Here is a 20,195-nt window from a genome sequence, read left to right as displayed (position 1 = left end):
AGTTTATGGATAAATTATTCAGGTCACGTGTGGATTTGGACACTGCAAGAAAGACATTTTTCGATACAATTCAGCCGATAAAAAGTATTGAGAGCATTCCCATCGAAAATGCACAAAGCAGGGTGCTTGCTTCTGAAGTGATTGCCGACTGTGACGTGCCCCATTACAGGCGTGCTGCCATGGACGGGTATGCAGTGAACGCTGCCGATACACTTGGTGCATCTACATCATCACCGATCGTCTTTACACTGACAGAAAAAGATGTTACTCCTGACACCTGCCAGCGGGTGCATACCGGTTCGGCCATGCCCCCTGGTGCTGATGCGGTTGTGATGCTGGAGGATACCAGGTCTTTGGATGGTGTTGTAGAGGTTATGGCACAGGTACACCCGGAAAAACATGTGGGCGGAATAGGTGAAGATGTGGCTGCCGGTGAGCGACTTTTCAGTACAGGACACCAGCTGCGTCCCTGGGACCTGGCAGTACTGGCATCAACCGGTATCGTGGATGTAGAGGTATTCCACAGGCCATTGGTTGCGATTATACCGACCGGTGAAGAAGTTGTGGAAAGAGGGGCATCCCTGGAGCCCGGACAGGTATGGGAGACCAACAGCCTGATGACTGCCTCATTTGTCAACAAAATGGGCGGTATCCCCAGGATCAGCAAGATAGTCACCGATAACCCACAACTCATAGAGCAGTCCATAGTGGCAGGGTCAGATGCCGATATGATAATCATCAGCGGCGGCACATCAGTGGGTGAGCGTGACCATGTGCCTGCTGCTGTAGAAACCTTAGGTGAACTGCTGGTACACGGCGTGGCCATAAGCCCTGGCAAACCAACAGCCCTGGGAGTTGTGGATAATAAGCCAGTGCTTTGTATGCCAGGTTATCCTGTTGCAGGTCTTATTGCACTTTTAGTTTTCGGGAAGGAGGCTATCAGGATACTCGGACATTTTCCAAATCGTCCACCTACAGTGATACGGTTACCTCTTATGGAAAAGATCACATCCCGCCAGGGATATCACACTTTTGTGCGCGTACAAATAAGGCAGGACGAGGTTGAACCATTAATGGTATCGGGTGCCGGGATACTGAGCTCAGTTGCCAGGGCCGATGGATATGTGGTGGTGCCGCCCAATATCGAAGGATACGGAGCAGGCACTGTAGTTGATGTTTTCTTATTCTAATCGCCGATAAGTTTGCCGATAGAGAGGCCGCCACTGCCGCTACTGCCCGAATCCCCTATTGACATATGGGGTGCAAGTGCAGCCGCCAGGTTGGCGATGCTAAGTGACTGGATGATTACCCTGCCCGGTCCTGTGAGTGTTGTCAGGAACAGGCCTTCACCGCCGAACAGAGATGTCTTGATACCGCCTGCCCTTGTAATGTCATACTGGACAGATGATTCGAACCCGACTAATGAACCTGTATCTACTTTCAGTGTCTCACCGGGCTGCAGGTCCTTGACTACAAAATCGCCGCAGGCGTGTATGAACACTGTACCCTGTCCGCTGTATTTCTGGAGTATGAACCCTTCTCCGCCAAAGAATCCCGCACCAAGCTTTTTGGTAAATTCCACGTCCATATCCACTCCGTTTTCAGCACACAGGAATGCATCCCGCTGCGCCAGGAATTCGTTGCCGGAGCTGATCGGTATTGCTTCTATCTTGCCAGGGACATTGCCGCCAAATGCTACAAATCCGTCACCCTGGGCCGTGAATTCTGTAATAAAGAATGATTCGCCGCTGACCATACGCTTTAAGCCTTTCATAAGACCGCCTTTGGCCTTGGCCTGCATATCTATATTGCTGCTCATGTGGTTCATGACACCGGCTTCGGCATAGACTGTTTCGCCTCCCTGCAGGTGAAGTGTTACCAGCTGGAGATTGTCTCCTGTTATTTCATATTCCATTACTTATTTCCTCCAATGTAGTTTTTTTTATATAGTTATACTTTGTTTATAGTATATAGGTATTATTTGAGAAGTCACGGGTATGGGACTGGAAGGTAAGGGGTATTAAAATAGATGCTCATCTTTTATATCTCATTTTCTCATAGGAGTTCAAGGGTTCGAATCCCTTCCCCCGCATACTGTATTTCTATTATAGGAATGATTGGCGTATTTATGTAAGATTTTTATGATTAACGGGGAGAATCCTCGACACACTTGATTGTAAATTTGCTTTTTATCTGTTCTATTCTACCTAATATTTCCAGTTCAGTAAGAGATGACAATAATATTTCTTTATTACATCTGAATCTTTCGAGCAGTTCGGCCAGTGTCATTGAATTTACAGACAGTTCTTCAAGTATTGCATCTTCAAATCATCGTTCCATCTGCTCCTAAGATTTTTTTAAAATGCGCTCACCAATCGGTGTTTCAAGACCATAGGAAGTTCTAAGTTTATCCAACTTATCATAAAGGTCAATTTCACACATCATATCGTATCTGGATTGAGCGATACATTCTGTTAATATGGCCTCCCAGTTAAGTCCTGATCTTGCCAGTACTAGCAGATCATGCTCATCGTCATCACGTTGGGTGACGCTTTTAAGAAGGAAGATATCTTCTTTCGAGATTATCCATACATTCAACTGGCCAGTTTTAAAAAGAAGCTTTGCCCGTTTGATCATCCCTGAAGATAATCTGAGCTTCTTACAGGCATATTCATGAAAAATGTCCCACCTGAATCCATCTTGTTGAGACCGAGGCTGAGCTTGCCAGGCGGGAGGGCAGGGATTATGTATGAGCCCGCTGATATGCTACTTGAGAGGATAAAGGCGGAGCAGGGGAAGAGCGGGAAAAAAAGTAAAGCGGCTAAAGAAAAAAGTACGCATACAGGCTGTCCCAAAACTAAAAGCGTGTGTACAAATCAAATGAAATCTATCTCATCTGGGATAATAACATTGAATTATAATCAATAATTGCCCAATTATGATAAAATATATCCGAATTGTATAATGTGAATTAGTTTTGGGACAGCTTGCATAGGAAGGAATAATGTATCTTAGTGTGAGATTCCGGTAGAGAGAAATGCTTCAAGACACAAGCACAGGTAGTGTTGAAAGGAGTTTATCAAGTCTTTGTCTCACTGTTGTATGGCGGGAGCTTAAAGATAAATCATATTATAAATATTAATAAAGAATATATTTATATCGAATATTATTTAATAATTGATTACCAACAACTATCTATGTTCTTAAAATTCTAGGTGTTTGTTATGAATTGTTCTATCACCGAAAAAGAAAGAATTTCAAATAATTTTTTTCTATTGTATTTAATAGAAAAAACCAATGAAAATGGACATTTTATGGGCATTACAAAACTACAAAAATTAGTTTATTTAATTGAATTGAAATGTTATACCATTGGATTTAAATCACTATCATTTCCTTTTTTTAGATGGAATTATGGCCCCATGTCAAAAGAACTCTATATTGAAAAAGACAGAATTATTGAAAATGGTCTTATTGAGAAAGGTGACAACATTCGGGTTACGAAACAAGGAAAACATGTATTAGAAGAATGTTCTGAAATTTTACACGACAATAAAAAATCGTTAGAAATTATAAATGAAATAAGCGATTTATATTCTAAATTGTCAACAAAACAATTAAAAAACAAAATTTACCAAATTACAGACCCATCATTAGGAATGAAAATCAAAGACATCCCTATGGGGTGGGATTTGTTGTTAAGGCTGTATGAAAAAAAAGACATTATTCATCTTGATGATGAATGGATTGAAACAATAGACATTATGATGGATACTAGTGTTTATTCTTCTGTTACGAAGTCAATTGAAGATGCTCAAATAAACAAATCTATAAAATGTGGGGAATTAATTGCAGTATGAAATCTATCAAACAAAGGAACTAAAAAAAAAGCTGAAAAAAATAAAAAATCCTCACATCAATCGTATTATTCAAGGAATTAGTAAGCTTTCGACAGATCCTTATCACGAAGGAATACGATTAAAAGGTGGAAATGTAAAGGGGTTAAGGAGCCACCGTGAAGGGGATATAAGAATAATTTATTCGATATGTGAAGAGTGCCGTCTTAATAATTTTGATAAAATTAGAAATTGTGTTGATTGTGAATCACTACCAACCAATGCTTTAAAAGTTTTTGATGCTGATTTTCGGAAGGGTGTATATGATAAATTTTAATCATTATAATTTTGTTTCGTGTCTAAAGATCGGCTAAAATATTAATATAATTAAATTTTAAAAGTACTATCGGGAAAAATAATAAGCAGATCCATTTACCTGTGGAAAGTGAGTAATATGAACGATAAAGAAAAGCATGTATGCCCTGTTGAAAGTGCTAAGGGCCTTGATAATTTTTTCAGAAAATTGGTCCAGAATCCAAAGAAGATCTTGAAAGATTATGTTAAAGAGGGAATGACAGTCTTAGATGTAGGATGCGGTCCCGGGTTTTTTTCAGTAGAGATAGCTGATATGGTCGGTGCATCAGGCAAAGTGATCGCAGCAGACCTGCAGCAGGGAATGCTTGATAAAATTAAGAATAAGATCAAAGGAACAGAGATTGAAAATATAATTGAGCTGCATAAATGTGAAGAGGACAGAATAGGTATTTCAACAATGGTTGATCTTGTTCTCGCTTTTTATATGGTTCATGAGGTCCCTGACCAGGATAAGTTCTTAAAAGAAATGTACTCAATACTAAAACCCAATGGAACTTTATTTATTGTAGAGCCGTCATTCCATGTTTCAAAGAAAGCATTTGAAGAAACTGTGAATCGAGCATATGCCATAGGATTTAGTCAGGTAAAAAAACCGGGAATGATTTTAAGCAGGGCAGTGGTTTTAAAAAAAGATACATAAAGTCACCGAACCAACCACAATAATAATTTCAGGCAGTAATATTATGGAAATAAAAATCGTGATAATACACATATTCTGCATATTATTGATTCTTCTTGGAACCGGTTGCATCGAAGAAGAGTATTCACAAGAAATTGAAATTACACGTACTACCAGAAACATACATGACACCGAAAATACACATAACACCGAATATACACCAGAACCACAATATTCACCGGAAATGCAACAACTAATTGATTTCTTAAAAGTGGATAAAGTAAATGACGGGATTTTTAACAATGACGATCACAGGAGTCTTGATTACTATACAAGCAGCGGCTTTTCAAGAGATCTGGCTAAAAACGCAAAAGAATACGACATCGATATGGGGGCAATATCAATTAGAGATACGATGGCAGTAGGAATAGGAACGCGATACAATTACGCCATGAACTATTGTATCAAAGATGAAAAATTTATCCTGGTAGAACCCCAGACAGATGAAATATTCACATTAGAAGATATAAAACAATCCCCTGATTTTGAAGATTACAAATATATTTCAATATATCAAGATGCTCAAATGCTGTCAAACTTTGGCAAAGGAAGAGAAACAGTTGACATAGACATATACGGCGGTTACAATGAAAGTGACATAATCAAAAAGTTTCCACCCATATCCGATTAACTTTTTAAAAATTGTAGTTATTATAATTCGTTAGAATTATTCTCTACACTCCCTTCAACCCACCATTTCCCAATGAATAAACACATGCATCCACTCATACACCACCCCACCAAACACATCCACCCTGCCGCCCGACTCAACCAACCACCTGCCCGGTAGCACTCACCCCCTGCCAGCCGCCACACTTGGTTTAAGAGAAATAATACTACAACTCAATCACAGGAAATCCCAGCCCGGATTCTAATTCATCCTACCATCATTCCTGTTTACAAATAGTTTAAACACAATTAGCATAATCATGTTTAAAATATTTAATTTTTATGTATTTTTTGGTGCCTGGCTATGAATAACAATATCGTTGTGTTCCGACAACGTCATGAACACATTCACTTTTTCCCGATCATCACTTCCGTAGATTTGATGACCGCATATACCTCATCACCCTTTTTAATATCCAGCTTGTCCACAGCTTCCTTTGTTACCAGTGAAGTTACCACGACAGGCTCGATCAATATCCTTACCTTGGAGATCACATCCCCCTGCTCAACATCAATAACCTCCCCTGGCATCTGGTTACGAGCCGTGATCTTCAGTCCCACCCCTTCCCAGAACGTCTCATCGTCTAAAGTTTCACTGATGATGTTCTTCTGCGATTCGTACTCCTTAAGCATCTCCCTTGCATAATCAGTCAAAAATGTACCCTGGTCCTTTCCGCCGCGAACACTTGTAACAATCTCCTTCCCGGAATTTTTCTCAATATTCTTCAACATAAGCCATGCATGTTTATACGAGATATTGACCTTTTTGCATGCTTTGTTCAACGAACCTTCTTCATCGATGGCGTATAAAAGTGCAGCCTTTCCTTCTCCCATCAATGTTTTTCCATCTTCGGTCAGCCACAGCTTTGTTTTAGGTATCATTGTTTATCACATTATAGTCAAGAACCTAATATTTGATAGATAACTTCAACAGAAGTTATCGATAGATGACTTCAACAGAAGTTATCGATAGATGACTTCAACAGAAGTTATCGATAGATGACTTCAATAAAAATCATCGATACTAATGTCCTGACACTTTGATCTTCAGATAATTATAATTTAACCACCGAGAACACAGAGCTTGTATCTGATTTCACTCTCTGTGCCCTCTGTGGTTTATTAGTTATCACTTGTTGGAATTCGCATTTTATTAGTTAATATTGTTTGGTTTTTAACTATACCTGTGAATAATGATTTTTAAAAGGAGTTCTATATGTGAAATATCCTTCTATTACAGCGGAATAATGGACACACCGACTGCCAGGCATCCGGCGACATACCCAAAAATGGCCCCGGTGTTTAAAAACGGCAGCCCTGCCTGTGGATTTCCTCTTGCCACTACCGCCATCAGTACTGCAAAGCCAACAATGGTGCCCAAAGCCGCACCCAGCGCGGGCATGTTCAATAGACCTATCAGCGGCACGTTCATATATCCTTCAGAGATGAAGACATTGGCGGATACCACCAGTATGGTTGGCATAACCGCATCTCCCAGTCCCATAAAGAAAGCTTCACGTTTAGCATCCTTTTCATATTTGTAATCACGGAATGAGAAGTTCAGATGATTCGGTATGACGAACAGTATGGGCACCTTCATATCCATCACACCTTCGGCCAGTGCGAGCATATGTTTGGTCTGGTATACTGATATTGCGTCATAGACTGCCAGCAGTATCAACAGTATCAGTGTAGGCATTACGCCAAAAGATATTCCGATAATGGCGGTCACCCCTGCACCTATCAGGATGCCGATGATGTCGATGACATACCATTCAGGGAACAGATAGAGTAGTACGGTAAGTGCCAGTGATAATGCCAGCGTAAGTATTATGCTGGTAGTTTCATTCATGAATATGGCAAAGATTGCAAGGAATACATAATAGAGGGTAGCGCCTACTGAGAAGAGGATGAACCCATGGATCATCCATTTGATATTTTTCTTGAAAGCATAGAGTATGACCCCTGTGAATCCCAGTATAAGTCCGATGTAATAGATTGTATTCCATATGCTATCAGGGTCTTCAGTGAACTGCATGCCCGCGTCTATCATGGGCTGGGCCAGCATGACCGATATAACCTGTACAAGTAGCAGGAACACTCCCATGGCCACAAATGGGAGGAGGTCGGCCAGTGTGTTTTTCTTATTCTCGTTTTCGGTCAAAGCAGGGTCTCCAGTAAATAATGTTTGTTGATTGTAAAATTTGTTATAGTATTTAACCTATTTGACTGTAAGAGACCGTTACAATTTGTGTTGGTTAATCTAATTAAACCACAGATGAACACAGATGAACACAGATTTTCAGGTAGCGTATCCGCGTTTATCCGCGTTCATTTGCGGTTAGTTTGATAATACCAACATTTAATGTAACGGTCTCGTTGAATCCATCGTATTCTCAAATTTGTTACAGTTTGAACTTAAAAAGTTTATTAAAATAGGTGTAAAAATCTTTTTATCATATCAATCTCCGAGCATAAATCCCCCCTATCCCGTATAAATTGTAACGGGCCTGTATAGCCTTTTCAGAATAAGTTCCTATTATTTTCACAAAAATGATAAGATTATGCGGGGAAAGGGATTCGAACCCTTGTACTCCTACGAGACTAGGCCCTGAACCTAGCGCCTTTGACCTGGCTGGGCAACCCCCGCAATAGGGTTTGTTTTCTTATTATCGTGCGCTTGAGCGTAGCGAAACGCACGCTTCTTCGCAAGGTTCGGCTGCGGCAACAACCGCATTTGGGTTTTCATCGAAAATCCAATAACCACATGACAAACGATGCCATGCAGTCTATGAACATGGATTCCTGAATTGTACTAATCAGATTTAAGCCTTTACTTTGACCCCAGCAACTTGATCAGCAGAGCCTTTTGCGCATGCAACCTGTTCTCTGCCTGGTCAAGCACTGCAGAATGAGTACCAGTAAGCACTTCACTCGTGATCTCCTCGCCCCTGTGTGCAGGAAGACAATGCATAACCATACAGTCATCCCTGGCAACATTCATCAGGGCATCATTGATCTGGTACGGCCCCAGGTCATGCAACCTCTGCTCCTTCTCATCCTCATCGCCCATAGACACCCATACATCAGTATATAGGACATCTGCATCCATTGCAGCCTCCTTTGCTGCAGTAACAACCTCAACCGAACCCCCCATACCCCTGGCCTTTGCAACCATGTCCGGGTCAGGCTCGTACCCCTCGGGGCAGGCCACACTCATCTTCATTCCTGTAATGGCAGCAGCCAGTATCGCAGAGTTGCACACATTATTCCCATCACCTATCCATGCGAACTTCAGGCCCTCGAACCGACCCTTATATTCCCTTATAGTCTGCAGATCAGCCAGCAGCTGGCAGGGATGTTCCAGATCAGACAAAGCATTGATAACAGGCACTGTTGCATATTCTGCCAGTTCTTCCAGAGTACTGTGACTTACGACCCTTGCCATAATACAACTGAGATACCTGGATATAACCTGTGCAGTATCGCCAACAGTCTCCCCCCTTCCAAGCTGGAGGTCCCGATAGCTTAAGAACAATGCATGGCCGCCAAGTTCAGCCATGGCAACCTCAAATGATATACGTGTCCTGGTAGATGATTTTTCAAATATCATGCCCAGGCTCTTATGCTTGAGCATTTCAACAATCTTACCCTTTGACCTTTTCACCTTCAGATCATCTGCCACATCAAGCAGTTCATTGATCTCATCAAGGGAGAGGTCGCTTATAGATAACAGATTCGACAAAAATACCGCCTCCTGTCAAACAGAACTCATAGTTAATACATTTGGCCTATTTAACTGTTATCCCCGCGCAGGACTTTCATGTGGTCGATACGCTTCTGTATCAATTCTTTTTTGCCAATATCATGCCTGCACTCCAGTGGCCCTTTTACATTGGACAGTGCCTGCTCTGCAATCACTTCCGCCTCTGCTATGGTATCAGCGATTCCAACGACAGCAGCTGCCCTCGACCCTGTGGTGTACACCACACCATCGGCTTCATACACACTGGAAAAGAACAGCAATGCTTTGCCCATATCTCCAACCTCGATAGGAGCATCCTTTGCAGGATCTTTTGGATATCCGGCAGGCACTGCATATTTACACACACTGGCCTTATCCGAGAACCTCACATCCAGGGTGTCAAGCGTCCCGGCTGACACAGCCTCGGCAATATCAATAAAATCAGTCTCCAGCAACGGCAGTACGTTCATCGCCTCCGGGTCCCCGAACCTGGCATTGAACTCAATCACCCTGATACCGGCAGCTGTTAAAATGAACTGGCCGTACAGGATGCCCTTATACTCTTCACCAGTCTCTTCCTTTACCTTGCAAATCACATCCTCCATGATCTCTTTTGCCTCTATATAGTCGCCCTCGACCATGAAAGGTAACAGGGTCCCGGCATCGTTATACGATCCCATGCCGCCCGTATTTGGTCCCAGGTCACCTTCGTATGCCCGCTTATGGTCCTGCACCGAAGGTGCATAGGCCAGGTGGGTCCCATCCACAAATGCCTGGACCGTTACTTCCTCGCCTTTCAGGTTCTCCTCGATGACCACCATATCACCTTTTAACAGTTCACTTGCATAAGCTTTGGCAGCATCCAGGTCTGGTAACTGGTCACCCATGACCTTGACACCCTTACCCCCGGTCAACCCAGCTGGTTTTAAGGCCACGTCTCCCAGTTCATCTATATAATCATGGGCCTGTGCTTCCTGTCCAGTGCCAAAAACCCTGAATACAGGAAGACCTGCGATGTGGTGTTTTTCCATGAACATACGTGTCCACGCCTTATCGAACTCCAGTTTTGCAGCCGCCCGTTTCGGGCCTACTGACGGGATGCCCAGAACTTCAAGGGCATCTGCCAGCCCGGCGGCCAGCGGCGCTTCGGGGCCTATCACCGCAATATCCGCACCGATATTCTTTGCATACTCAGTGACCTTATCTACATCGGTTTCACTGTTTAGAAGGAAATCCTCACACAGGACTGCAATTCCGGGATTTTTCCTGGACATTACAGCATAGAGCTCATGCTCACGTTTACTTCGGGAAATGGCATGGGCAATGGCGTGTTCGCGCCCTCCTCCACCTACCAATAAGATTTTTTTCATATCAAATCCTCAAAACGATTTTATTTAAAACTATAATAACTCAAAACAATAATATCCATTAATAATGTTATGGTTTTTTTTACGTAGTGCTCCTTAAATACTTATTCTATATTAAATAAGCTGCCAGACCTCCATTACAAGGCAATTTTTAACATGGTGATAATGGGGGCGCAGAGGATGCATGGTGATGCATGGTGATGCATGGTGATGCATGGGGATGTATAAGGATGTATAAGGATGCCGATCAATTGTATATTGCTGTTCGTAACTAAAAAGCTGTGTTGATAATTTAATAATACCATTAACTACGCGGTTCCTTTTGTAAAGGTTTAATATATGTTACGATACATATGATTGTTATACCTTGCGGAGGTGACGAGAGGATGGAAGCACGGGATATTATTTTCTCAATAGTAATGATTATGTCCTCATTTGTATTAACATACAAGTGGATGACAAGATTCGCCTCAACGAATCATTCAGCTGATGCTGTAATTGTACTTGCTGCAATGGTGCTGATTGGTGCCCTGGCTGCAATGATACTATCTGTGGATATCAGGTTAAGACGGATCGAATCTATAATAGAATCAAATGAACGGGCACTCAGGATAAACATCCAGAGCGTAGAAGAAAACCTGGATCGAAAACTCAATGTAGTTCTCAATAAAACCAACAATACAGTGGAAGAGATGTCAAAAAGGATGTACCGGTAAACCTAACCGGTAAATCCATCTTTCAGCATAATCCCGACCATCTCAATTGCCTTGGCGGCATCATCTACATCTTTTATTCTTCGTATATCGATATGGCCGTTTCTGTAAATCATGACATTCCAGTCATTGAGCCTGAACCTTGCCACCCCTAATTTGGCAGAGCAGCGCATCTCAGGTATTTCCAACTCTTTAAGGATACTGCACACGATATCCATATCAAGGCCACTGCCAAAACTGGATTCTGCGATAAATAAAGATGCGTCTACTATACAAGGTCTGGTCAGGAATATCTTCCTTACAGTACTCATCTGGAACACTATAGAGCATGGTAGATATATTATGATTCGGGATAAGAACCAAATAATAGTTCCATAAGATTTGATTGCATATCAAATGTCATAGTTAAAATCACATAACTGTTCTTAACTTAAGGCAAACGTGGGTTAAACGAAATATCCAACTGTATATATTCTTTAATAAACTTCAAATATAAGTCTACCGATAGAATTAATAGCATTTCAGGATGTATGAATAAATATTCGCAATATCTATAAGGGGATGAACAAAAATGGCAAGGGATTCTGTAGGAGTTATCTTCGGCAAGACCGGAACTCACGATTTCATGTTCGCTGTACCAGATAGCACTCTGGTTAAGCGTACCGATTATGTAAAGGTCTGGCATGAAAGTGACGGCTGGACACTGGCACAGGTCATGTCAATGACCCGCAGCAGTGATGATTTTAAGCTGGACCAGGCCGCCGATGCTGCAGGAGGCGCAAAGATGGAGATCCCGGACATTAAACTGGTGGCCGAAGCCATGGTGATCGGAGGGCGTGACAAAGACGGATTGTTAAGGTCACCCAGGACCCCGTTCTCACCCGGGGATAAGGTGTTTATAGCGGACCATGACCTGATACGTTCCACCCTGGGTCTGTCCCACGGTGAGGTGAATATGGGGCTGCTGGAAGGCCATGACATCAAAGTATACCTTGGAATGAACAGCCTCATCCAGAAACACTGTAGTATCCTAGCCAAAACCGGTAGCGGTAAATCATATACGGCAGGTGTCATCCTGGAGGAGATACTGGAACGGGATATTCCACTGCTTATTATTGACCCTCACGGGGAATACAGTTCATTGAAAGAACCAGGCACTGATGATGCCAGGGACCTGTATAGTAAATTCGGCATATCTCCCAGGGGGTACGCGTCACAGGTCACAGTGTATACGCCTGCAAATAAAGTGCTGAACAAAGATGCTGATAATGTGTTTCGGCTGGATGGCATGAACCTGAGTGCAAAGGATCTGATGCAGATACTTCCGGATGAGAAATCCAATAACCATCAAGGACTGTTGTATGAGGCTATTTCCAAGATCAAGGCAGAAAAGGAGTTCTATGCCCTGGATGATATCATATTCGAGGTTGGGGACAACAAGAGTAAACTTAAATGGAACGTTATTTCATCCCTGGAATCCCTGCGCGAGGCTGATATCCTTTCTGACCACCCTACTACTATCGAAGAGTTGTTCACCCCGGGACGGGCATCTATCATTGATATGAAGGGGGTATCCCCCCAGCTTCAGGGTATGATAGTGGCAAAGCTGTGCAGCGATCTGTTCGAGGCCAGGAAGATGGGGAAGGTCCCGCCTGGCATGCTGGTGATAGAGGAGGCGCATAACTTCTGTCCTGAAAGGGGTTTTGATAAGACTGTAAGCACTGAGATTTTGCGTACGATCGCTTCGGAAGGCCGCAAGTTCGGGCTGGGCATGATGGTTATCAGCCAGCGGCCTGCACGTATCGATAAGAATGTACTGAGCCAGTGCAATACCCAGATCATCATGAAGGTGACGAATCCAAATGACCTGAAGGCCATTAGCAAGGGGCTGGAAGGTATCAGTAGCGAGGTGGAGGAGGAACTCAAGAGGCTGCCGCCAGGGGTGGCCATGTTGGTATCTAATGATATCGAGCGCCCGGTGCTGGTGGATATCAGGGTGCGCAAGAGCAAACATGGCGGGGAGTCTGTGACTATATCAAAATCGGCTGCCGCCCATCATAGAGCACCGGCAAAGCCATCCAGGATTATGCCAGAACAAACCCAAAGGCCAGCTCAACGTAAGGAGACCCCTACCCAGAAACGGGAAGGTGGCGGATTGTTCAAAAAGGTGTTCGGGTCAGGGAAATGAAAATAGCTAAATCGAAATGAATTAAAATAAGGTTAAGCCAAAGTATGAATATAAAACGAAAATGAAAGATTGAAAAAACCGTCTGTATCTGGTACAGACGATATAATATTCAATCCTCGTTTTCAAGCATATCTATCCGGACCATAATACTCTTTGCTTTTTCCTTGTAATTGTCCCTGATGTCGTTATACTTGTCCTCAGATATGATACCACTGACATGGTCTTCATCCACTTGAAGAAGCACATTGATTATAGCCTGTTTGGTAGTTTGAAGTTCATCGAGACTGAGATTATCAATATCATTAGTTTCAAGAGATGGTTGTCTGGATGTTTCTTTTTCGACTTCATCCTCTTCTGCTTCCAGTTCCTCTTCTATTTCTTCATCTCCCTCATATTCATCATCATCTGATTCCAAATCATCTTCTACGTCTTCATCGTCCTCGAATTCTTCCTCTTCCAGATATATATCTTCATCCTGTTTTTTTGGCAGGACACTTCCCAGTTTATCTTCCAGTCCTTTGATTGCCGGACTCTTACCTCTCAGTACCGCATAACTGATCACTGCAATAATTACAAGCAGAATAATCATGTACAGGGTAATATCAGACCCGGCCGGATTTGATTTACTTAACTCAAATGAAATTTCAACAAACAGAGGCTGGAACCAATTGTAAGTTTCTGAATTTCCACTTTCCTCAAAAAGATCAGCATTTATTATATACCCATCATAATCCAGTACAGTAGTCTTCATTCCATCAGATTTTTCCAGTTTGACGACCAGGGCTGGCATGCCAGTGATGGGCATATAAACATAATTAACGTCTGTCGGATATTTCAATTTCTTTGTAAAGGTAACCGATTCAGTCGTTTTCCCTGTTGGTTCTGCCGGAACCATATATTCAATCTGGTACATGGGAGCCATACCGGTTCCAGACAAAATGATGTCATTCCATCCTACAACATTTTCACTGACCAGGGAGGCCTCGATGGTGGTTCTGCCTCCATCCGCTGCCATCTCCGTCTTTGTCACAGCAATATTGAAAGCACCATCCTGTACGTAAGTATAGACAGGGCCTGAATAGTTTTCTGTCCCGAGATTCTTGTAGATCATGGTTTCGACTACTCTGAAATACCCGGGATAGGTTACCTGGTCAACCTCAATAAGATGCTGGATAATTACAACATTTGCCCCGTATGAAGATGTTGTGACTTCCAGAGTTGAAGTATTATTGCTTCCATTAATTGCGTAATCCGGAAAGGCTGATGCTGTGGAAAATGAGAATAATAGTGCCAGAATGACAAATGCACTGATGAATAAAACTGATTTTTTCTTTAACATTGAGTTGTACGTCCTTTTTTCATTAAGATGAATATACCTTGCAATATTATTTTATGTCACATCTATTATGCGCCTATTATAAAATATTAACTTGGTGAACTACCCCACCCTTACGGATGGGGCTTCTTGTTTCGTAGGCTCTCTATTGAGGTGGCCTCCACAATCTTGAACTGTAGTCCCTACAGCTCGATTTAGTATGTTGATTGCTGCATTATGATCACGGTCCATTAAATTGCCACAAAGACATTTATATGTCCGTTCTGATAACGACATGGATTGAATATGACCACAAATGGAGCAGGTCTTTGAGGTATTTCTTGGATTAACCAAATCCACGATCCTACCAGCATATTCTGCTTTGTAAGTTGTGAATTGAATTAGTTGGCTCCATCCTGCATCTGATATACTCTTCGCAAGATTATGGTTCTTCACCATATTTTTGATTTGTAAATCCTCAAATACAATTGTATCGTAATTATTAACTAGTTCTCGACTAAGTTTATGATTGAAATCTTCTCTCTGGTTACGTATTTTTCTATGAATTTTAGCTACTTCAACTCTCTGCTTATCCCTATTATTCGATCTCTTTTTCTTCTTACTGAGTTCTCTCTGAGCTTTAACCAACTTCTTTTCAGATTGTCGCAGCCTATGCTGAACTATTTTAATCTCACCGATCTTTGAGAGTTTAAGCTTTCCTTCATCGGTAATCTTGAAACCACTCTGAGGAAATGTGAAATTATCGTACCTATTTCTACCTTGAAACCTGGGATATCCTGCTCCAGTAAAGAATTTGTCAAATGATTTTTCAACACGTCTTAGAACGTTCTGCAATACCTGAGAATGTACTTGTTTTTGATACTCATTCTTATTCAATTTCAATGACTTTTGTTGATCCTTGTAATTAATCCATTCAGGTGTACCCCACGGACACAATTGCCAGTCTGCAATCAATTTGTTGAATTTGCCTTGATCCCTTCGCTCTCCCAATGCATAATTATAGAGGTGTCGTCCCAAAAATCCGGGATGCATGGGGATTTGCCTATCTGGTAAGGTGGATGAACACGACCATATAATTTATACTGTTTGAAAAAATGTGTGTGATTGATTGCTTCTATACAAGGGAGAATAACCTTTTTATTCTGATTTCTTTCTTATTCTAATTTCCTTCTGTTTCGGTCATTTTCTTATGTAACATCCATCCCGAAGAGTCTATTTTTCCGTTAGGCAATACGACAATCGTTCCATCGTCTATTTTAACGCGCGTTTTTCTGAGCGTAACATCAATGATCTCTCCTTTATATTTCATTGTCTCGATTTGGTCACCAATATTAAAGTGTCTATCTAATAGGAGGAATATACCTGCTAATGCATCAGCTAAGATATTCTTAACAGCTAAAGCAACAGCAGCTCCTATAAAAACAGACGCCCCTATGATAGGCATGAGTATCTTTTCTAAATTCAGTTCTGCCATGATCGACATGATGGCAATGAACCATAAAATGTATACAACAGTCCTTCTCAAGAGGTTCTGTGTGTCTAAAGGTAAAATTGTAGTACTTAAGTATCCTCTAATGAACCTGCGAATAAAACCAATTACAATAATAGCAACTATCAGGATCAATATTGCTTTTAAATATCCTATATATGGTTGAGCTAAATCTAACATATCTGCAATTTCCATCATTAATCACCTATTTTTTTAACTTGTCTCCAACCCTTTAATGGCAAAAGTTCTGTAACAATTTTAGTGTTTTTTTATATAAGAATGTTATGCTTATCAGTAATCTTTTTAAAATTATTTAAATGCATGGGAACTTATAAACGCATTTCGATATCGATACAGGTAATTTTCTAGTTTCAATCAAATATTTTGCTATAACGTAATTTCGATATTTTTTAGATAAGTTCTAAGTACGGCCCGATATGATTATAATATACCAGCCAGAGGCCTACTAATATCAACAGGGCTCCCGCACCTCTTTTGATCATCACGTCATATCGCGATACTGTGCTCAGCTTCTTACCTGAAACATTGATGAAATAGGCTATCAGCAACATCGGGATTCCCAATCCCATTGAATACATAAAAAGCAGGAACCCGCCATACATTATACCCCCTTTCATAAGCACGCCCATCATTATTGCTGCCAGTATAGGACCAGTACATGGTATCCATACAATACCAAGCGACATTCCCAGGAGTAAACCGCCTGCAATACCTTCCTTTTGTGGATCTACATTTATCATACCCGGAATTGAATTTAAAATGGCAGGTGTATATTCGGTCAGCATTGCAATGCCGAGGAGTATAATGATAACCTCGGCCCCGAACCTGATATACTGCTGGTATGAAAAAAATAACTGGTTGAAAGCTGCCATGGTCATCCCAAGCAGTGAAAATGTCAGTGCCAACCCTGCCACAATGGCAACCGGCCTGAACTTTCCCTTTCCAGTGGAATAAGCCAGTACAGCAGGTAGCAGCGGCAGTATACATGGTGAGAGGATACTGATTATACCTGCCAGGAATGCAAGGAAGGGAAGTGGTAGGTCTATTGATGCTAATGTGTTCTCGATCTGGAATAATAGACTCATTGATAATTGTGCTTACTGTGTTGTGTTCTCAATCATTTTTATTATCAATTCTACCTTAACCTGAGCGCATCCAGTATAGCTATTTCCAGTGGACCTTTGGGTGTGAAACCTATCATCTTGGCCTGTTCAGAATTCGTGGTCAAAGTACCATGTTGTACATATTTGTATGTGCCATTATCCGATCTGGCTATTACAAACATGTCAGGGATAAAGTATACATTGAACTTTGCAGCCAGTTGGTGCTGCTTGTCAATGTCGATATAGACAAAATGCACTTTTCCATCATATTCTGCTGCAAGTTCTTCCAGAATAGGTTTTTGTTCTACACATGAAGGACACAGTCCTCTTCCCCGTCCCAGCTCAACAAATACCGGTGCACTTTCAAGCATTGCATCAATTTCTTCTATCGAGTTCACTGTTGCTAATTCTGATTTTTGTGTAGTGCTGTTGCCAGTACACCCACTAAACAAGATCATTACAGCCAGTAACAGAAACGGTAGAATGGTAATCCTGTTTCTCATTATGTCACTTAGTAGAATTCATTTGTATTAATGTTTAACCTATATGATCGTGTATGGTTTTGCATATAGCGTGCAAACTAACATATGAATTTATAAACCAGGTTACGGACCAACAGATACCGGTTATTCGGAAAAGTTAATATATCATCTACCCAATTGAACATACATAATCATGACATAATCCAGTCCGGAGGTGAGATCAAACTATGTGCAGCGTAGGAGATGCATTTGGAGTAGATGTGGCAGATGAATTAAATGCAAAGAACTATAAATGCAAGGATTGCGGAAATGAATTTCAGGGTATTGGTAAAAATGTCACTTGCCCTGCATGCCGGTCCAGTAATGTGGAACTTGCATGATCGTACAATCCAATATTAAGCTAACATCATCAATTTATGATACCCCTGAATTACAATGAAATACTGATGCTCCACGGTAACAGTGGAGTTATCGGTATTGTAAAAGCCGGAACAAGAAACCTATTTTTCCTTGATACTGAAGATGAGGAGATTGTACTGGGCCTCGAACCTGACGACCTGCTGGTCTCATCCGGTTTTGATACACAGAATACCACCATCAATGGCATAAAATGTGTGCTTTACATGTTAAGGGAAGTAGGCACACCGCTCATTGTACTGCCCAAGAACCACCCCGCCTCAAAGCGGCTCAAGATCGTTGTTTCTATTGGCAGCCGTACCCGCATCAGTTGTGATATCACACCCGGCACCCATCCCGAACAGGATATACTGTGCGGAGTGGACGAGTTTGGCGGAGTCGAGATACTGGGCGTGCCCGGAGGTGTGGAGTTCAGGAACCTGGACTCTGGCAGGATCGAGTGTATACCGTTCACAGTCTGACATTTGATTCAATACTTTTAACACCAAAAATGAGCATTAAGGTAGCATGACCTTGATCGATATCCTGGCTGCATCCATCTGGCTTATGCTGCCTGCATATCTCGCAAATCCCATGGCTGCAGTGTTCGGTGGAGGTACCCCGATTGACCTGGGAAAGTATTTCTCTGACGGCAGGCGGATACTTGGGAACGGCAAGACAATAAGGGGACTGGTAGCCGGGACCGCCTGCGGAATTATGATAGGGCTTATCCAAATCGGACTTGCACCCCGTCTAATGGCATCAGGAGTATTGGATAACTGGCCATTGTTCCATGGTGCCCTGGGTGCATATTCATTCAGCACTTTATCCATAGTGTTCCTTATGGCTTTTGGTGCGCTGCTTGGGGACAGTGCAGAGAGTTTTATCAAGCGGCGTCTGGACCTTGAACGGGGTGCAATGTTCCCTGTGGCGGACCAGCTTGATTTTGTGCTGGGTGCATGGGTGCTGACATACATATTCGCAGCATACTGGTTCAATACTTATTTCAGCTTCTGGATAATTATAACAGTACTGGTAGCCACGCCCTTGCTGCACCTGTCTACGAACATATTGGGATACCTCATTAAGGTCAAGAAAGAACCCTGGTAGTGAAAAGAATGGATAAAGAACTGATTCAGGCATTAAAGAACTGCGGGGCAGTGAAGTTCGGTGACTTTACACTGGCATCCGGCAGGAAGAGTACGTATTATGTTGACATCAAGAAGGCCATCACCGACCCTGCCACACTTAAACTGATTGCAAACCGTATCGCTGGCATCATGAAGGAGCGACATATCTGTGCAGAGGCCATCGGTGGTGTTGCAGTGGGAGGTATTCCCCTTGCAACCGCAGTTTCACTGAGATCCCGCCTGCCTCTGGTGATTGTCAGGAAGTCATTGAAAGAATACGGCACTGGCGGGCGGTTTGTCGGGGATGTGGCAGGCAGGGAGTTGCTTATGCTTGAGGATGTGACCACCACCGGTGGTTCGGTGATTGAGGCCATTAAGGACCTGAGGGATGCGGGGTCGGTTGTGAATATGGTGATCACAGTAGTGGACAGGGAAGAAGGCGCATCAGTAGGACTGAAAGGCATGGACGTGGAATTGCTGCCACTTGTAATAGCAGCAGACCTACTAAATGGGTAAATAGGACTGGACAGGGTAAGACAGGATAAACAGGAGACTTTTTAATTTATTCTGGATGAAATAAATCATGGCAAAGAAGATTAACCACAGAGAACACCGAGGCACACAGAGCGTTATTGTTTCTCTGTGCACTCTGTGGTAATAAACCGT

The 20,195-nt window shown here is 42.2% G+C and carries 24 protein-coding genes, 1 tRNA gene and 1 pseudogene; 12 read left to right on the top strand and 14 right to left on the bottom strand.

Translation table 11 applies throughout. From position 1 onward, the window contains the following. Positions 1–5: 5 nt before the first annotated feature. Complete coding sequence (locus HF974_07290; protein MBC2698131.1) at positions 6–1,190, top strand: molybdopterin molybdotransferase MoeA; 1,185 nt, start codon at positions 6–8, stop codon at positions 1,188–1,190. On the opposite strand, the gene HF974_07285 is transcribed toward HF974_07290, so the two are convergent. From HF974_07285 to HF974_07275, 3 genes are all read right to left on the bottom strand, one after another. Next, positions 1,187–1,915 carry a TIGR00266 family protein gene (locus HF974_07285; GenBank protein ID MBC2698130.1) on the bottom strand — a complete coding sequence of 243 codons (729 nt, stop codon included), beginning with the start codon at positions 1,913–1,915 and terminating at the stop codon, positions 1,187–1,189. The two genes, HF974_07290 and HF974_07285, sit on opposite strands and share 4 nt — an antisense overlap. Positions 1,916–2,145: 230 nt before the next feature. Beyond that, the gene (locus HF974_07280; GenBank protein ID MBC2698129.1) at positions 2,146–2,289 is read right to left on the bottom strand and encodes a hypothetical protein; all 144 of its coding nucleotides are present in this window, start codon (positions 2,287–2,289) and stop codon (positions 2,146–2,148) included. Positions 2,290–2,346: 57 nt separating this feature from the next. Further along, positions 2,347–2,637, bottom strand: coding sequence for a hypothetical protein (locus HF974_07275; protein ID MBC2698128.1), 291 nt, complete (start codon positions 2,635–2,637; stop codon positions 2,347–2,349). A gap of 36 nt (positions 2,638–2,673) precedes the next feature. Here HF974_07275 and HF974_07270 point away from each other — a divergent pair, with 36 nt between their 5' ends. The 4 genes from HF974_07270 to HF974_07255 all read left to right on the top strand — a co-directional run bounded on the left by HF974_07270 (position 2,674) and on the right by HF974_07255 (position 4,851). Next, on the top strand, positions 2,674–2,928 hold the full coding sequence (locus HF974_07270) for a hypothetical protein (GenBank protein ID MBC2698127.1): 255 nt from the start codon (positions 2,674–2,676) through the stop codon (positions 2,926–2,928). Between the two features lie 296 nt (positions 2,929–3,224). Further along, positions 3,225–3,860 carry a SocA family protein gene (locus HF974_07265; GenBank protein ID MBC2698126.1) on the top strand — a complete coding sequence of 212 codons (636 nt, stop codon included), beginning with the start codon at positions 3,225–3,227 and terminating at the stop codon, positions 3,858–3,860. Beyond that, positions 3,850–4,173: a hypothetical protein gene (locus HF974_07260; protein MBC2698125.1), complete on the top strand. Its 324-nt coding sequence runs from the start codon at positions 3,850–3,852 to the stop codon at positions 4,171–4,173. The genes HF974_07265 and HF974_07260 overlap by 11 nt, the downstream gene beginning before the upstream one ends. A 117-nt stretch (positions 4,174–4,290) precedes the next feature. Then, on the top strand, positions 4,291–4,851 hold the full coding sequence (locus tag HF974_07255) for a class I SAM-dependent methyltransferase (protein MBC2698124.1): 561 nt from the start codon (positions 4,291–4,293) through the stop codon (positions 4,849–4,851). A 571-nt stretch (positions 4,852–5,422) separates the two neighbouring features. Here the strand turns inward: HF974_07255 and HF974_07250 are convergent. From HF974_07250 to purD, 6 genes are all read right to left on the bottom strand, one after another. Then, on the bottom strand, positions 5,423–5,548 hold the full coding sequence (locus HF974_07250; protein MBC2698123.1) for a DUF1056 family protein: 126 nt from the start codon (positions 5,546–5,548) through the stop codon (positions 5,423–5,425). 359 nt (positions 5,549–5,907) lie between these two features. Further along, positions 5,908–6,441, bottom strand: coding sequence for a molybdenum-dependent transcriptional regulator (locus HF974_07245; GenBank protein ID MBC2698122.1), 534 nt, complete (start codon positions 6,439–6,441; stop codon positions 5,908–5,910). A gap of 352 nt (positions 6,442–6,793) precedes the next feature. Beyond that, positions 6,794–7,666, bottom strand: coding sequence for a hypothetical protein (locus HF974_07240; protein ID MBC2698121.1), 873 nt, complete (start codon positions 7,664–7,666; stop codon positions 6,794–6,796). Positions 7,667–8,124: 458 nt separating this feature from the next. Continuing rightward, positions 8,125–8,209 (bottom strand) — tRNA-Leu (locus HF974_07235). A gap of 183 nt (positions 8,210–8,392) precedes the next feature. Further along, positions 8,393–9,304, bottom strand: a complete 912-nt coding sequence (argF, locus tag HF974_07230; GenBank protein MBC2698120.1) for an ornithine carbamoyltransferase — start codon at positions 9,302–9,304, stop codon at positions 8,393–8,395. Positions 9,305–9,354: 50 nt separating this feature from the next. Beyond that, positions 9,355–10,674, bottom strand: coding sequence for a phosphoribosylamine--glycine ligase (purD, locus tag HF974_07225; protein ID MBC2698119.1), 1,320 nt, complete (start codon positions 10,672–10,674; stop codon positions 9,355–9,357). A gap of 383 nt (positions 10,675–11,057) precedes the next feature. On the opposite strand from purD, the gene HF974_07220 reads away from it, so the two are divergent. Further along, the gene (locus HF974_07220) at positions 11,058–11,387 is read left to right on the top strand and encodes a hypothetical protein (protein ID MBC2698118.1); all 330 of its coding nucleotides are present in this window, start codon (positions 11,058–11,060) and stop codon (positions 11,385–11,387) included. Positions 11,388–11,389: 2 nt separating this feature from the next. Here the strand turns inward: HF974_07220 and HF974_07215 are convergent, their stop codons facing one another. Beyond that, complete coding sequence (locus HF974_07215) at positions 11,390–11,695, bottom strand: hypothetical protein (protein MBC2698117.1); 306 nt, start codon at positions 11,693–11,695, stop codon at positions 11,390–11,392. A gap of 260 nt (positions 11,696–11,955) precedes the next feature. Between HF974_07215 and HF974_07210 the strand changes: the two genes are divergently transcribed. Beyond that, positions 11,956–13,572 (top strand): DUF87 domain-containing protein, encoded by a 1,617-nt coding sequence (locus tag HF974_07210; GenBank protein ID MBC2698116.1) that lies wholly within the window; start codon positions 11,956–11,958, stop codon positions 13,570–13,572. A 326-nt stretch (positions 13,573–13,898) separates the two neighbouring features. Then, a pseudogene (locus tag HF974_07205) lies at positions 13,899–14,030 on the top strand (esterase). Between the two features lie 980 nt (positions 14,031–15,010). On the opposite strand, the gene tnpB reads toward HF974_07205, so the two are convergent. From tnpB to HF974_07185, 4 genes are all read right to left on the bottom strand, one after another. Next, on the bottom strand, positions 15,011–15,784 hold the full coding sequence (tnpB, locus tag HF974_07200) for an IS200/IS605 family element transposase accessory protein TnpB (GenBank protein MBC2698115.1): 774 nt from the start codon (positions 15,782–15,784) through the stop codon (positions 15,011–15,013). A gap of 283 nt (positions 15,785–16,067) precedes the next feature. Further along, positions 16,068–16,592 carry a mechanosensitive ion channel gene (locus HF974_07195; protein ID MBC2698114.1) on the bottom strand — a complete coding sequence of 175 codons (525 nt, stop codon included), beginning with the start codon at positions 16,590–16,592 and terminating at the stop codon, positions 16,068–16,070. Positions 16,593–16,807: 215 nt separating this feature from the next. Beyond that, positions 16,808–17,503 carry a cytochrome c biogenesis protein CcdA gene (locus HF974_07190; GenBank protein MBC2698113.1) on the bottom strand — a complete coding sequence of 232 codons (696 nt, stop codon included), beginning with the start codon at positions 17,501–17,503 and terminating at the stop codon, positions 16,808–16,810. 50 nt (positions 17,504–17,553) lie between these two features. Further along, the gene (locus tag HF974_07185; protein ID MBC2698112.1) at positions 17,554–18,024 is read right to left on the bottom strand and encodes a thioredoxin family protein; all 471 of its coding nucleotides are present in this window, start codon (positions 18,022–18,024) and stop codon (positions 17,554–17,556) included. 206 nt (positions 18,025–18,230) lie between these two features. On the opposite strand from HF974_07185, the gene HF974_07180 reads away from it, so the two are divergent. Genes HF974_07180 through HF974_07165 form a run of 4 tightly spaced genes read left to right on the top strand, consistent with a single transcriptional unit; the run spans position 18,231 to position 20,045 of the window. Then, positions 18,231–18,383: a zinc ribbon domain-containing protein gene (locus tag HF974_07180; GenBank protein MBC2698111.1), complete on the top strand. Its 153-nt coding sequence runs from the start codon at positions 18,231–18,233 to the stop codon at positions 18,381–18,383. 36 nt (positions 18,384–18,419) lie between these two features. Further along, on the top strand, positions 18,420–18,881 hold the full coding sequence (locus tag HF974_07175) for a hypothetical protein (protein MBC2698110.1): 462 nt from the start codon (positions 18,420–18,422) through the stop codon (positions 18,879–18,881). Between the two features lie 46 nt (positions 18,882–18,927). Continuing rightward, the gene (locus tag HF974_07170) at positions 18,928–19,509 is read left to right on the top strand and encodes a CDP-2,3-bis-(O-geranylgeranyl)-sn-glycerol synthase (protein MBC2698109.1); all 582 of its coding nucleotides are present in this window, start codon (positions 18,928–18,930) and stop codon (positions 19,507–19,509) included. Positions 19,510–19,517: 8 nt separating this feature from the next. Continuing rightward, positions 19,518–20,045, top strand: a complete 528-nt coding sequence (locus tag HF974_07165) for an orotate phosphoribosyltransferase (GenBank protein MBC2698108.1) — start codon at positions 19,518–19,520, stop codon at positions 20,043–20,045. Positions 20,046–20,195: the final 150 nt, after the last annotated feature.

Source organism: ANME-2 cluster archaeon (assembly GCA_014237145.1).
Taxonomy (GTDB): Archaea; Halobacteriota; Methanosarcinia; order Methanosarcinales; family Methanocomedenaceae; genus Methanocomedens_A.
The sequence above is the reverse complement of the archived record's forward strand: the minus strand, read 5'-3'. Positions and strand labels throughout refer to the sequence as shown.

What these genes read in the sequence shown, in the direction of transcription:
- HF974_07290 (MBC2698131.1), top strand. Translation starts at nt 6, where the DNA reads ATGGATAAATTATTCAGGTCACGTGTGGATTTGGACACTGCAAGAAAG.
- HF974_07285 (MBC2698130.1), bottom strand. Translation starts at nt 1,915, where the DNA reads ATGGAATATGAAATAACAGGAGACAATCTCCAGCTGGTAACACTTCAC.
- HF974_07280 (MBC2698129.1), bottom strand. Translation starts at nt 2,289, where the DNA reads ATGACACTGGCCGAACTGCTCGAAAGATTCAGATGTAATAAAGAAATA.
- HF974_07275 (MBC2698128.1), bottom strand. Translation starts at nt 2,637, where the DNA reads ATGATCAAACGGGCAAAGCTTCTTTTTAAAACTGGCCAGTTGAATGTA.
- HF974_07270 (MBC2698127.1), top strand. Translation starts at nt 2,674, where the DNA reads ATGAAAAATGTCCCACCTGAATCCATCTTGTTGAGACCGAGGCTGAGC.
- HF974_07265 (MBC2698126.1), top strand. Translation starts at nt 3,225, where the DNA reads ATGAATTGTTCTATCACCGAAAAAGAAAGAATTTCAAATAATTTTTTT.
- HF974_07255 (MBC2698124.1), top strand. Translation starts at nt 4,291, where the DNA reads ATGAACGATAAAGAAAAGCATGTATGCCCTGTTGAAAGTGCTAAGGGC.
- HF974_07245 (MBC2698122.1), bottom strand. Translation starts at nt 6,441, where the DNA reads ATGATACCTAAAACAAAGCTGTGGCTGACCGAAGATGGAAAAACATTG.
- HF974_07240 (MBC2698121.1), bottom strand. Translation starts at nt 7,666, where the DNA reads ATGGGAGTGTTCCTGCTACTTGTACAGGTTATATCGGTCATGCTGGCC.
- purD (MBC2698119.1), bottom strand. Translation starts at nt 10,674, where the DNA reads ATGAAAAAAATCTTATTGGTAGGTGGAGGAGGGCGCGAACACGCCATT.
- HF974_07220 (MBC2698118.1), top strand. Translation starts at nt 11,058, where the DNA reads ATGGAAGCACGGGATATTATTTTCTCAATAGTAATGATTATGTCCTCA.
- HF974_07215 (MBC2698117.1), bottom strand. Translation starts at nt 11,695, where the DNA reads ATGAGTACTGTAAGGAAGATATTCCTGACCAGACCTTGTATAGTAGAC.
- HF974_07210 (MBC2698116.1), top strand. Translation starts at nt 11,956, where the DNA reads ATGGCAAGGGATTCTGTAGGAGTTATCTTCGGCAAGACCGGAACTCAC.
- HF974_07195 (MBC2698114.1), bottom strand. Translation starts at nt 16,592, where the DNA reads ATGGAAATTGCAGATATGTTAGATTTAGCTCAACCATATATAGGATAT.
- HF974_07190 (MBC2698113.1), bottom strand. Translation starts at nt 17,503, where the DNA reads ATGAGTCTATTATTCCAGATCGAGAACACATTAGCATCAATAGACCTA.
- HF974_07185 (MBC2698112.1), bottom strand. Translation starts at nt 18,024, where the DNA reads ATGAGAAACAGGATTACCATTCTACCGTTTCTGTTACTGGCTGTAATG.
- HF974_07180 (MBC2698111.1), top strand. Translation starts at nt 18,231, where the DNA reads ATGTGCAGCGTAGGAGATGCATTTGGAGTAGATGTGGCAGATGAATTA.
- HF974_07175 (MBC2698110.1), top strand. Translation starts at nt 18,420, where the DNA reads ATGATACCCCTGAATTACAATGAAATACTGATGCTCCACGGTAACAGT.
- HF974_07170 (MBC2698109.1), top strand. Translation starts at nt 18,928, where the DNA reads ATGACCTTGATCGATATCCTGGCTGCATCCATCTGGCTTATGCTGCCT.
- HF974_07165 (MBC2698108.1), top strand. Translation starts at nt 19,518, where the DNA reads ATGGATAAAGAACTGATTCAGGCATTAAAGAACTGCGGGGCAGTGAAG.